This is a genomic window from Pedobacter sp. AK013 (genome assembly GCF_014205835.1).
GTDB lineage: Bacteria > Bacteroidota > Bacteroidia > Sphingobacteriales > Sphingobacteriaceae > Pedobacter.
Genome location: NZ_JACHCQ010000001.1, coordinates 140,179 through 154,153, shown reverse-complemented (window position 1 = coordinate 154,153; position 13,975 = coordinate 140,179). Strand labels below are relative to the sequence as shown.

Annotated in this window: 9 protein-coding genes; 8 read left to right on the top strand and 1 reads right to left on the bottom strand. The window is 41.8% G+C overall.

All coding sequences use genetic code 11. The features are described 5' to 3' along the window. Positions 1-742: 742 nt before the first annotated feature. From HDC90_RS00640 to HDC90_RS00605, 8 genes are all read left to right on the top strand, one after another. Positions 743-3,946 carry a TonB-dependent receptor gene (locus tag HDC90_RS00640; protein ID WP_255497427.1) on the top strand — a complete coding sequence of 1,068 codons (3,204 nt, stop codon included), beginning with the start codon at positions 743-745 and terminating at the stop codon, positions 3,944-3,946. 1 nt (position 3,947) lies between these two features. Beyond that, on the top strand, positions 3,948-5,870 hold the full coding sequence (locus HDC90_RS00635) for a RagB/SusD family nutrient uptake outer membrane protein (protein WP_255497426.1): 1,923 nt from the start codon (positions 3,948-3,950) through the stop codon (positions 5,868-5,870). A 19-nt stretch (positions 5,871-5,889) separates the two neighbouring features. Next, on the top strand, positions 5,890-6,591 hold the full coding sequence (locus tag HDC90_RS00630; protein WP_184462811.1) for a DUF3823 domain-containing protein: 702 nt from the start codon (positions 5,890-5,892) through the stop codon (positions 6,589-6,591). A gap of 220 nt (positions 6,592-6,811) precedes the next feature. After that, positions 6,812-7,789: a glycoside hydrolase family 43 protein gene (locus HDC90_RS00625; protein ID WP_184462809.1), complete on the top strand. Its 978-nt coding sequence runs from the start codon at positions 6,812-6,814 to the stop codon at positions 7,787-7,789. A gap of 124 nt (positions 7,790-7,913) precedes the next feature. Then, complete coding sequence (locus HDC90_RS00620) at positions 7,914-8,954, top strand: family 43 glycosylhydrolase (protein ID WP_184462807.1); 1,041 nt, start codon at positions 7,914-7,916, stop codon at positions 8,952-8,954. Positions 8,955-8,970: 16 nt separating this feature from the next. Continuing rightward, positions 8,971-10,050, top strand: coding sequence for a cellulase family glycosylhydrolase (locus tag HDC90_RS00615; RefSeq protein ID WP_255497425.1), 1,080 nt, complete (start codon positions 8,971-8,973; stop codon positions 10,048-10,050). 214 nt (positions 10,051-10,264) lie between these two features. Beyond that, on the top strand, positions 10,265-12,118 hold the full coding sequence (locus HDC90_RS00610; RefSeq protein WP_184462805.1) for a glycoside hydrolase family 2 protein: 1,854 nt from the start codon (positions 10,265-10,267) through the stop codon (positions 12,116-12,118). A gap of 432 nt (positions 12,119-12,550) precedes the next feature. Beyond that, complete coding sequence (locus tag HDC90_RS00605; RefSeq protein ID WP_184462803.1) at positions 12,551-13,096, top strand: GNAT family N-acetyltransferase; 546 nt, start codon at positions 12,551-12,553, stop codon at positions 13,094-13,096. 19 nt (positions 13,097-13,115) lie between these two features. Here the strand turns inward: HDC90_RS00605 and HDC90_RS00600 are convergent, their stop codons facing one another. Then, on the bottom strand, positions 13,116-13,937 hold the full coding sequence (locus HDC90_RS00600; protein ID WP_184462801.1) for an MOSC domain-containing protein: 822 nt from the start codon (positions 13,935-13,937) through the stop codon (positions 13,116-13,118). Positions 13,938-13,975 lie beyond the last annotated feature (38 nt).

The following is a 13,975-nucleotide window of genomic DNA, read 5'->3' as shown; positions in this document are numbered from 1 at the left end:
AATTTTTTTACAAGTAGCAATGTTGTTTTCAATTGCCTTATAGCTACTACATAGTCATTATCTATCATGCTAAAGTGTTCTATTAAGATACTAAGTTGTGCAAAGGTCGGGCTTTGCAGGGCTTCGCTTCGCTCCGGTACCGATGAAGGATCGGACTGAACCCTTATAATCCCTAACGCAAAACCCGGCGTAAAAAATCTGTGGAATCTGATTTCAATAGCACTATAAGCCTATGTTAATAAACCTGATCGTACGAAAAGCCCGGATCCCGATTTTTTCTATCGGGCGAGGACTTGTAGGAATAGCAGGACTGCTGTAACCGAAATGAGCCAAGCCCCCGTTTCCAAAAAAACTGTTACGATTAAGATCCTGAGAAGAATTACCATTGACAGATTCCAAAACATGTCGTCATTGCAAGAGTTTATTCCGGTTTTTCGGAAAGGAACGACAGCCCGCCCCGTTTTTCGGGGAAGCAATCTATCCTGCTGATGATCCTTGCTATAAAGATTGCTTCGTCGGCTGAAAAAGCCTTCTCGCAATGACGATTCCTCGCAGAGCAGCATTTTCCGTGTTTCTGTGCCTCCGTGGCAAAACTAACTCCTCAATTACAAATCGAGACAAAATGAAGAAAGATTGATACAAATGCGTATCCCTCCGAAAAGCTAAAAACCGAATCTTTGGATAAGAATTAAATAGAACTAAATCCATTTACCTCTTTAACTAACCAAATCCCTAACCCAATATGAAAAGAAGTTTATTCTCTTATGACGGCTTTGTACGCGTGGATTGGTACTTGCTTCAAAAAATGTTTTTGAAACGTAAAGTCCTCTCCGTTATTTTTACTTCCATCACCCTGATCTTACTTTCCTTTCAACTCCGTGCCCAGGAGCAAACGGCTATTACCGGAACAGTAACGGACGAAAAAGGAGAAACAGTTGTTGGCGCCAGTGTTAAAGTTAAAGGTACCAACACCGGAGTAACAACAGATGGCAATGGAAAATTCAGAATTCAGGTAAGCGATAAAAATGCTGCGCTGATTTTTATTTATGTGGGCTACATTAACCAGGAAGTTGCGTTGGCCGGCCGTACGCAAATCAATGTTAAACTCAAGCCATCTGATAACGATTTGTCAGAAGTTGTTGTAGTAGGGTACAATACGCAGAAAAAGGAGGCCATAACAGGGGCCATTTCATCAATCAGCAGTAAAGATCTTGAAAAAGTGCACGGGGGTTCTACCGTGAGTACCGGTTTAGCCGGAAAGTTACCCGGTGTATCTTTCCGGATGCCTGACGGAAGACCAGGCTCCAGTGCCAATATTCAGATCCGTAACATGGGCAATCCGCTTTATGTTATCGATGGTATTCAGCAAGATGCCGGGCAATTTAATAATATCTCACCTAACGATATCGAAAGTATCAGTGTGCTTAAAGATGCATCGGCAGCTATTTATGGTAGCAGGGCATCAAACGGTGTAATTTTGGTGACCACTAAAAGGGGTAAAAATAGTACCCGCAATACCTTTAGTGTTGATGCTTATACCGGCTGGCAGAACTGGGTACGCTTTCCAGAAACAACTGATGCTTACCAATGGATGTTAGGTAAAGCTACTGCAGAAATGAACCAGAATGGAAGAACGGATATTACACAGGCCGAATTGGATAAATGGAAAGCGGGTACAGAATATGGCTATCAGAGCCAGAACTGGAAAGATATTATCATTGCGCCAAATGCACCGCAAACTTCTGTAAATTTAAGCGCCTCGGGCGGAAGCGACCGGGTAAACTATTACTTTTCTGCTACCCGTTTAGATCAGAAAGGGGTATACGGTACCGCGCGCGAATTCGATTTCAACCGGACCAATATCCAAAGTAATATCGAAGCTAAAATAACCGACCGTTTTAAGGTGGGCATGCTGATTAATGGTCGTATCGAAAGTCGCGATCAGCCAGGTGTACCAGGTGGAGATGATTACTGGGCTGCCCGTTTTGCCCTATTGAGAAACAGGCCAACTGAACAGGCTTATGCCAATGGCAATCCAAATTATCCGAACGATATTGGGCACAATACCGAGCAGTTTGCTGTGCAGAGTAAAGCTTTAACCGGATACTGGAAATCAGACTGGAGGGTTTTGCAAACCAATTTATCGGCATCTTACGAAACACCTATAAAAGGTTTGGAAATAAAAGGTTTGTATTCTTATTATATCGCCGATAACGTCATCAACGGGCACGAGTATACCTATAATGTATATACCTATCATCCGGAAACAGGCATTTATGAAGAAAAAGTAGGCAGTTCAAATCCTTACAGGGAGCGTAGAAACGAAAAAGTATACACCAATACCTATCAGCTCCAGGCCAATTATAACCGTACCTTTGGCAAACATACCGTAGGTGCCGTATTGGTGGCCGAGCGTTTAGACCGTTTTAGAACCTATACCTTTCAACACGCTGTACCACAAACGAATATTTTGCCCGTGCTGCAGTTTGCAGATATGGATGGACAGGATTTTGCCGACATACAGGAAGAGCAGGCCCGTATTGGTTATGTGGGCAGGGTAAATTACAATTACGACAATAAATATTATCTGGAGCTTTCTGGTCGCAGAGATGCCTCATGGAAGTTTGCGCCAGACAGACGTGTGGGTTATTTCCCTTCGGCATCTATTGGATGGAGAATTACGCAAGAAAAATTTATGAAATCGCTTTTGGGCGAAAGTAATGTTTTAAACGATTTAAAGCTTCGTGCTTCTTACGGGCAGCTTGGAGATGATGATGTGGGTATCGATCCGTTTGCTTATATCCCAGGTTATAATTACAATCAGGGCAGTGTGATATTAGATGGAAAAAATATTACCACATCAAGAGATAAAGGCCCTATTATCAATAACCTAAGCTGGTTTAAAAGCAAAATCACAGATATAGGCCTTGATTTTTCGATGTTCGGCGGTAAACTTTCCGGAACAGCAGATTATTTTTATAGAAAACGGTCTGGCTTACCGGCCATTAAAAACGACGTAATTGTTCCGATCGAACTGGGATACCCTTTAAATGTTGAAAATCTGGAGAGCGATGCACAGTTTGGTGGGGAGTTTTCTTTAAACTACCGGGATAAAATCGGCGAGTTTAACTATAATGTGGGGGGAAACATTTCCATTAGCAGAAAGAAACTTTTAGAAAAATATAAGCCACGTTTTGGCAACTCGTGGGAGAATTACAGAAGTAATGGTACCAATAGATATGCCGATATTTTTTGGGGCTACGAAGTAACCGGTCAGTTTCAGAGTATCGAGGAGATTAATAACTATAAAGTGAATATTGACGGGAAAGGCAACCGCTCTTTATTGCCCGGCGATTTAATTTACAAAGATCAGAATGGTGATGGTATTATCGACGGTTTGGACGAAAGACCAATAGGTTATACCACAACAGGGCAACCAAATGTAGGCTTTGGATTTACCATTGGTGGTTCTTATAAAAACTTCGATTTTACCGCCGATTTTTCTGGCGGAGCGATGTATTCATGGAACCAGAACTGGGAGCAGCGCTGGGCATTCCAGAACGGAGGTGCTTTACTGCAGAATTTTGCTGATGACAGCTGGCACCGTACCGATCCTTTTAACCTGAACAGCCCATGGGTGGCCGGTAAATATCCCGCAATCCGTTTTAACGACCGCGATCATAGTAACAATACCAGAAATTCGACTTTCTGGTTACACAACGTGAGGTACCTGAGGGCGCGTACACTAGAGATTGGCTATACCTTGCCAAAAAGATGGGCAGAAAAAATTAAGATCCAGAATGCAAGGGTATATGTAAACGGATACAACCTGTTCTCGATAGATAACCTTAAAGATTATGGTGTAGATCCTGAAATTGCCGACGACAATGGCTTACAATATCCGCAGAACAAGTTTTTTAACATCGGTCTTAAATTATCGCTTTAACATGAAAAAGACTAATCAAATGAAAAAATATATATACACATTCGCTGCCATTGCATGTTTAAGTTTTGCGCAGTCATGTAAAAAAGATTCTGAGTTTTTAGATAAACAGCCAACCAGTACCCTACCCATTGATGCGGTGTGGAAAGACCCTAACCTGGTGCTTACCGTGGTTGGCGATCTGTACGATCGTTTCCCGGATTATCAGACCATCGAGGCATGGTGGACTTTTACCGATTTTGACGAAGGTTTTGCCTCCGCCAGCGGAGATTATTTTCGCCACCAGAATTTAGAGTATGGGTACGACGCCTGGAGGTACTGGGACATTGGTGTTTATAGACTGGTAAACGACCTGAATCTGTTTATTAAACGTGGGCAGGAAGCTACAGCTTTAAAAGCCGAAGACCGCGACCGATTTTTAGCTGAGGCACGTTTTATCAGGGCTGGTGTATACTTCGAAATGGTAAAAAGAATGGGCGGTGTTCCTTTGATTACTGTGCCACTGGCCTATGATTATAGTGGAGATCCAAGTTATCTGCAATACCCAAGATCAAAGGAATCTGAAATTTATGATTTTGTGATTGCCGAATTGGAAGCAGTTAAAACGGTGCTTCCTGATAATGCAACCGTTCAGAGCAGGGCTACAAAAGCCGCGGCCCTAGCTATGGAATCGAGAGCTGCACTTTATGCTGGTTCCATTGCAAAATATAGCAATGCCCAGTTAACCCTTCCGGGTGGAGAGGTTGGCATACCTGCGGCAATGGCTAATGGTTATTTTACCAAAGCTTTAAATGCAGCAAAAGAAATTATAGATGGTGGTAAATATTCGCTTTACAAAAAGAACCCAAACCTGTCTGATAATTTTGCAGCCCTTTTTACCGATAAAGGCAGCAATCCGGAAGTCATATTTGCCAAAGATTTTAAATTAAAAACCAATAAAGTGCATGGTTTTACCATCGATAACCAACCCCGCTCTTCTGCCGAGGAAGCACAGGGCGGAAGGTTAAATCCATCATTAAACCTGGTTCAGTCGTTCGAAAAACTAGATAATACATATACCTCTTTAGCTACTGTTGATGGCAGTGGAAATCCGGTTTATTATACCAACATTACCGATATTTTTGCCGATCGCGATGCGCGTTTAGCCGGCACGGTAATTCTCCCTGGAACACAGTTTAAAGGTAAAACAGTTGATATTTGGGCGGGCTATCAATTAGCCAATGGCACAATTGTAACAGGCGATAATTTTGCACAGAGTAAAAGTAACGTACTTCCCGGTAACCCAGGTTCGGTGCAGGTAGTAGGTGGCGATGGCCCTGTTGATGGTTTAGAATTTAGTGCGCAATCTGGTTTTTATGTGCGTAAATATTTAGATCCGGCCACAGGATCCGGCCAGATTGGTACCCGGAGCGATGTGTGGTGGGTCCGCTACCGTTATGCCGAAGTGTTGTTAAATGCTGCCGAAGCCGCTTTTGAACTGGGTGATGCTGCTACAGCAGCTAACTACATCAAACCGGTAAGAGACCGCGCAGGATTAACCACCGCCTTAACACCTGCTCAGATCACTTTCGACCGTATTGTACACGAACGAAAAGTAGAATTTGCTTTCGAAGGTCATCAGCTTTGGGATATGAAACGTTGGAGACTGGCCGATAAGGTATGGAACGGCAATAACATGTCTGCCGCTGATTTTACCAATGCCAGTAATATCGGAAGCGCAACACGCACCAGTACCCAGGTATTTGGTTTGTGGCCATATAAATACTACAATCCGGGTAATGCAAACCATTTAAAGTATATTTTCAAGGTCATTAAACCCAGTCGTGTTACTGCGGCACATCGTTTCCGTATTGGCAATTATTACGCTTCAATCGGGCAGGATGTACTTAACGGCAACCCGAAAATTATCAGAAACCCTAATCAATAATCAGTTATATTATATAGATATGAAAAATAGATTTTATTTCATCATAGGGGCAATTGTAGCCATGTTTTTCTCCTCTTGTAAAAAGGATAATTATGAGGCACCTGCGGCCGATTTTACAGGGAGGATCGTGTATAAGGGCGAAGCAATCAATGTGGAGTATGGCCAGGTCAATTTCGAACTTTGGCAGTCGGGCTTTGGTAATTATTCTGCGCTAAAGGTAAATGTGAGTCAGGATGGTAATTATTCGGCCAAGTTATTTGATGGGAACTATAAATTGGTTTTCTCACCAAACCAGGGACCATTTTTATGGAAAAAAAATGCGGCCGGTAAACAAGATACCATAGCCGTAAATATTAGTGGTAGCAAGGTGATGGACATTGAGGTACTGCCATATTATATGATCCGCGGTGCTAGTTTAACAGCAGCACCTGGAAAAGTGAACGGGTTCTGCAAACTGGAAAAAATCATCACTGATGCCAATGCAAAAGATATAGAAAGTGTATCGCTTTATATCAACAAAACACAGTTTGTAGATGGAGGCAATAATATCGGGGTACAAGAACTTAGAGGTGCAGCTCTTGCCGACCTGAATAACTTAAATATGAGTGTAAGTATCCCTACGATTGTACCGACACAAAATTATGTTTTTGCCAGGATAGGAGTTAAAATTGCAGGAGTAGATGACCTGATTTTTACGCCTGTTACTAAAATAAGTTTTTAGTTAATGACAGTATCCACGAGAAAAATCGTCATCTCGACTGTAGCGCAGCGAAATGGAGAGATCTAATAGATTTCTCGGCTACGTTGCACTCCGCTCGAAATGACGATCTCTTAAGATGATATTATACTTTAAAGTTTCGTCATTCCCGCGCAGGTTGGGAATGACGATCAATCGAAGTATTATTGATTATCATTACCTTACCCTTAGCAAATCATATTAAATGAAACATCTTTTCGCTTTTTTTTTATGCTTCTTCGCATTTTCTATTGGTAAAAACGTGTTTGCGAAGCAACTAAACGATACCATTTACCTGGCCGATCCAACCATTTTTTTAGATAAAGACATATACTATTTATATGGCACCAGTGGCGATGTAGGCTTTTTGGTTTATGCTTCCAGCGACCTTAAAAACTGGACTAAACCGATCGGAAAAAATAAAGGATTTGCATTAAAGAAGGGCGATGCCTTCGGGAGCAAGGGGTTTTGGGCCCCGCAGGTATTTAAAAGAGGCAAAACCTATTTTATGGCCTATACTGCAGATGAGCAGATCGCCATTGCGCACAGTAATAGCCCGGCAGGACCTTTTGTACAGGAAGAATTAAAATCTATTTCAGGTACAGGCAAGCAGATCGATCCCTTTGTATTTACCGATACAGATGGAAAAAACTACCTCTACCATGTAAAACTCGATCATGGCAACAGGATTTTTGTAGCAGAACTGAAAAATGATTTTTCTGATGTAATCCCTGAAACAACAAAAGCTTGTTTATCAGGAACAGCACCCTGGGAAAATACAGCGAAAACCGATTGGCCGGTAACCGAAGGACCAACGGTAATCAAAAAAGAAAATCTTTACTATCTTTTTTATTCGGCAAATGATTTTAGAAATCCTGATTATGCCGTGGGTTATGCTACTTCAAGCTCAGCTACCGGTCCCTGGATAAAGTATCAGGGAAACCCAATCATCAGTAAAAAGGTATTGAAAATAAACGGCACAGGGCACGGTGATTTTTTTATCGATAAAAACGGCGCATTACAATATGTTTTCCATACCCATCATTCAAATTATAAAGTATCGCCAAGGGCTACAGCTATAATCAAAGCGGCCTTTATAAAAGACAAAAATGAGCATTTTCGCATGCAGATCGATCCTGAAAGTTTTCGGTTTTTAATGCAAAGTGCAGCAAAAACGTTCTAAAGATTAATTGATTGCATTTGTAGAAATATTGAGATAAAAATAGGCCGGTTTAAGAAAAGAAATCGCTTTTTTTAAAGATTAACTAATCGTTGATCAAAAAACATAAAAGACGTGAAGATTTAAAATGAATGCTTTTAAAATAAGATATCTGTTTGTTGCATTGTGTCTGTTGCACGTAGCAGGTTTACATGCACAAACATTTACTAACCCTTTATTGCCATCGGGAGCCGATCCTTATAGCTATTATAAAGATGGTTATTACTATTATACGCATACCACCGGAAACCGGGTGGATCTTTGGAAAACCAAAACGCTGGATGGTTTAAAAGATGCGGAGCGGAAAACCATTTGGCGCGCACCTGCCGGAACCCTGTACAGTAAAGAAATCTGGGCACCAGAAGTGATGTTTTTAAGGGGCAAATGGTACGCCTACTTTGCAGCTGATGATGGGAGAAATGAAAACCACCGCATGTACGTTTTAGAAAACGCTTCGGCCGATCCGATGAAAGGCGAGTGGGTATTTAAAGGCAAAATTACCGACCCGACTGATAAATGGGCTATTGATGGCGATGTGATCGAGTTTAAAGGTCAGTTGTATATGATATGGTCTGGATGGGAGGGAGATGAAAACGGAAAGCAGGAAATTTTCATTGCCAGGCTTAAAAACCCCTGGACAGTAGCGGGCAAACGGGTAAAGATTTCCACACCCAAATTTAGCTGGGAAAAAATTGGAGACCTTGGCGGGGGAGCGCACGTTGATGTAAATGAAGGGCCTCAGTTTTTGCTGCACGGCGATAAAATATTTGTCATTTATTCTGCCAGTGGCTGTTGGACAGATTTTTACGCTTTGGGTATGCTTTCCGCTTCGGCTAAAAGCAATCTGCTCGACCCTGCTTCCTGGACAAAATCAGATCAACCTGTTTTTCAGCAATCGCCAAAAGACGGTGTTTATGCGCCGGGCCATAACTCATTTTTTAAGTCGCCGGATGGAAAAGAAGATTGGATCCTATATCACGCCAATGATAAACCGGGCCAGGGCTGCGGAGGTTTCCGCTCGCCCCGGGCCCAAAAGTTCAGCTGGAATACCGATGGAACACCAAATTTTGGAACGCCGGTAAAAGCAGGGTTGAGCTTAACATCACCATCAAACCGAAATAAAAAATAATCAGATAAATACCGATATGAATTTAAAAAACTATGCGCTACTTGCTGTATTGAGCTTTAACATCAGCATGGGCTTTGCACAAAAAACAAAAAAAGACACCGAACCTGCAAAGGTTTGGTCAATAGAAAAAGCCAATGCCTGGTACAAAGAACATAAATGGTTAACAGGTGCCAACTATATTCCTTCTAATGCCATTAACCAGTTGGAAATGTGGCAGGCCGATACCTTTTCACCCGATCTGATCGATAAGGAACTGGGCTGGGCCGAAGGAATTGGCTTTAACACGCTGCGCGTATTCTTGTTTAGTAAAGCCTGGAGCCAGGACCCTGAAGGTTTTAAAAAGAGAATGGATCAATTTTTAACCATTACCCAAAAACACGGTATTAAACCGATGTTTGTCTTTTTCGACGATTGCTGGAATAAAACTTCAGCGATTGGCAAACAGCCCGAGCCTAAAACGGGTATTCACAATTCGGGCTGGTTGCAAGATCCTGGCGATCCGGCTTTTAAAGAAGAAGCCAATTTTCCAGAACTCGAAAAATATGTGAAAGATGTACTTACCCATTTTGCACATGATAAAAGAATTTTACTTTGGGATTTGTACAATGAACCTGGAAATAGCGGAAAGTTAGAAGCCACCATACCTTTGTTAACCAAAACCATAAGCTGGGCACGGTCGGTTAATCCCGATCAGCCGATTTCTATCGGATTGTGGAGCTGGGGTTTCGAAAAGCTTAACGAAATACAACTGGCCAACTCAGATATTGTAACCTACCATAACTATGAGGCACCAGACTGGCACCAAAGAACCATAGATCTGTTAAAAGCCAGCGGCCGGCCACTGATCTGTACCGAATATATGGCCCGATCGCGCAACAGCCGTTTCGCTAACATTTTGCCCATGCTTAAAACTGAAAATGTTGGCGCTATAAACTGGGGTTTTGCTGCGGGTAAAACCAATACCAAATATGCCTGGGATACCCCGCTTGCCGATGGATCTGATCCGATTGAGTGGTTCCACGAAATATTTCAGCCCGATGGCACCCCATACCGCCTGGATGAGGTTAACCTGATTAAAAAACTCAATAATAAATAAAGCAAGACATCGTCATTTCGACCGCAGTGGAGAAATCTTTTGAATTGATTTCAGTCATTCTATATAGTGATCCTCACTGCACATTAAGATTGCTTCGTGCCTCGCAATGACGACTTTTCTAAAGAAATATATGAATGGCTGCATGTCGAAAGAAAATGTTTGCTTAAATTAATAACATTGTAAAACTCAACTTTAACACACAAATTTTAAACCAATGAATAAAAAAGTATCCATCCTTTTCTCGTTGCTGGGGCTCTCGCTTTCCCTTTCTGCACAGCAGCAGAACAAATCGTGGTCGGCGGTAGGAGGGAAAATCTCTTCACCATGGGCACAGGAAGTTAATCCTAAAAATGTATTGCCAGAATATCCCCGCCCTCAGTTTGAGCGTGCTGGTAATTGGAAAAACTTAAACGGACTTTGGGATTATGCCATCTCCGCAAAATCACAACAGCCTGCAATTAACCAGGGTAAAATCCTTGTGCCGTTCGCGGTAGAGTCTTCACTTTCGGGTGTTGGCAAAACAGTAGGTAAAGATAGCTTACTGTGGTACAAAACCAGCTTTACTGTACCTGCTAATATGAAAGGCAAAGAAATTTTGCTTCATTTCGGTGCGGTTGACTGGAGAAGCACCGTGAGCATCAACGGTAAAGCAGTTGGTAAACATGAAGGCGGTTTCGATCCTTTCAGCTTTAACATTACCCCATTTTTAAACAAGAACGGAAATCAAACTTTAACCGTAGAAGTTTGGGACCCTACTGATGAGGGCCCTCAACCAAGGGGAAAACAGGTGAAAAAACCAGAAGGTATCTGGTATACCCCTGTAACCGGCATCTGGCAGACGGTATGGATTGAAGCCGTAAATAAAACACATATCGATCATATTAAAATAACACCAGATATCGATCAGCAAACGGTAACGGTTACGCCAATTTTAATGGGCGCCGGTGCAGGCAGTCAGGTTAAGGTTTCGGCATGGGATGGCGCTACAAAAGTAGCTGAACAGGTTGCTGATGGCAGTGGCGCCATCAGTTTAAAAATTGCGAACCCCAAACTCTGGAATCCTAAAAATCCATTTTTATACGACCTTAAGGTTGAGCTGATTGCTAACAATAAAAAGGTTGATGAGGTGAAAAGTTATTTTGCCATGCGCAAAACCTCCATAGGTAAAGATCAGAACGGTATTCAGCGCATGCTGTTAAACAACGCGTTTGTTTTTCAATATGGTCCCTTAGATCAGGGCTGGTGGCCAGATGGGCTTTACACCGCACCAACAGATGCCGCTTTAAAGTTCGACATAGATAAAACCAAAGAAATGGGTTTTAATATGATCAGAAAACACATTAAAGTAGAGCCTGCCCGTTGGTATTACTACTGCGATAAAGCCGGTATGCTGGTTTGGCAGGATATGCCAAGCGGCGATCTCGGTAACGGCTGGGAGAACCGCCCTGGTATTTTAGACCATGGATCGGATAAAAACCGAAGTGCCGAATCTGAAGGATATTACAAAAAAGAGTGGAATGCCATTATTGATGCACTTTATAATGTGCCCTCTATTGTGGTATGGACACCTTTCAATGAGGCCTGGGGACAGTTTAAAACAGTTGAAATCGCCAAATGGACAAAAGAGAAAGATCCTTCAAGACTGGTGAATACGGCCAGTGGAGGCAATTTCTATCCGGTAGGCGATATGATCGACCTGCACAATTACCCACATCCGGCCATGCCTAGTCCTGATTATTTTGGAAAAGATTATGCCCTTGTACTTGGTGAGTTTGGGGGGCTTGGCCTTCCTATTGATGGCCATGTGTGGCAACAGAAGAATAACTGGGGTTACCAGAGTTTTAAGAATAAAACGGATCTGTTTAATAAATATGCCCAGTTTATGAAACGTTTAGCAGAATTAATCCCTTTGGGGCTCTCTGCCGGAGTATATACGCAAACTACCGACGTAGAAGTAGAAACCAATGGATTGATGACCTACGACAGAAAAGATATTAAATTTTCGGAAGTGCAGATGAAAGCCTTGCACGATAAACTTTATGAGATCAATGTGCCAGTAAAGCAATAGTATTATCAATCTGTAAATCGCTAAATCATTAGCCTGTATATCAATCCGGGCTAATGATTTTTTAAGCTAAATGGCAGCGGAGTTTTGTTTACCTTTCTCTACCCCCTTGTTTACCCTTCTCTACCTATTCTTTACCCTTTCTGTACCTTTTGTTTACCTTTTCTGTACACCAAGTTAACCCCAGGTTAACCCTTTGCTTACCCATTCTTTACCCTGGCCTTACCTCATTCATTACCTAAAGGGTAAAGCCAGGGTCTATTTTAGGTTTAATTTAGGTTAACTACAGCCGATGTTGCCTGCCAGCAAGTACCTCTAAGTGGTATTGGTTGTATTGATCTTACACCGATCAAGAACCTTTAATTCATATAAAAAATAGCTATCTTTCGCTAAATAATAATCTTAACTGCACTAATTCTTCCTTAAGTTAACCAGATGAAACCACTCGATTTTTCTACTTTTCCTGTACTCGAAACTGATAGATTGATCCTTCGGAGACTTTCGTTGGAAGATGCTCCCGTAATTTATCAATTGCGTTCGGATGTTGAAGTAGCCACTTTAACAGGTAAGGCCCCCTTTCTGCATATTAACGAAGCCATTGCGTACATCAATAAAATTGATAATCTGATCAATAATGATGAATCTATATACTGGGTTGCTTCTTATAAAGGTGATCAGGCCATGATAGGTGCAGCCTGTCTTTGGAATTTTGATATCCAGAACGAAACCGTGGAAATGGGGTATGAGTTGCTTCCGGAGTTTCAAGGTAAAGGTATAATGGTCGAAACCATTACCTGTGTCATCAAATATGCATTTGAGGTAATGGGTATTAAAACCATTGTGGCTTTTCCATCCATTGATAACCCACCTTCTATAAAATTACTGGAAAAAATGGGATTTGAAATTGCACCGGGCGATTATCAAAATACCCATATCGATGTTCCTGGTATGCGCTGTTATATACTTACTTCAAGGGAATAGATTTTGGCTGTCGGCCGGGTTAATTCTTTTCCTTCCAATTTTTAACTTTCAAATCATCACCAACTTTTAGGGTGCCCAGGTGATGGTGAAGCAGGTTCTGCCCGAACATGATTTTTTTGCCTGCCGTCCGGTAGCTGGCCAGTGTTCTTAAAGGTTCTTGCCCTTTCTCACCGGTTTGTTGATCAATCGTAATGAGCACACACCTCGCACATGATTTTACGGCTGAAAATAAAACTTCGCCGATGTAAAAATCTTTAAAAGCGTCCTCAATATGCGGCTCTCCTCCCGTAAAAACAAAATTTGGGCGGAAACGGTCCATAAGAATGGGGTCTGCAAGCTTTTCATTCAGTGCGTTAAGCGAAGACTGGCCTATGATGAGGCAAGGGTAACCATCGGCAAAGCTCACGATTTCATCATTGGAAGCATAATCCCGATCAACCAATCGCTTTTCAGTTAAAGGCATTTTTACCAATCTAACTTCAAAGTTCAGAAAATCAGAAAACCAACGGCTTACCGTTTTATTTACCTCAAGCGCCGTAACGGTGTCATTCCAGATTACAACTGAAATCTGTTCTCCGGTATCTTCATCTAAAGAAAAAGATATACCTTGCTCAGGTAATATTTTATGAGAAATACTTAGTTTACCATCTGTAATATTTACCTGTAGCAGTGCTAGTTCAAAATGTTTCCGTTGGGTAATAAATGTGCCTTGCTCGTCAACAAGCATCCATCTTCTGTCATATTGGAGGCCCCTTTCTTCAAGTTTTGCCTCTTGTAAACTGATGCCCCCCAGCGATTTAATGGGGTAAATATTGATTTCAGAAAGGACAAATTTGTTCATGCTTTAAAGGTAAAAAACACATTTAGATTTATCTAATT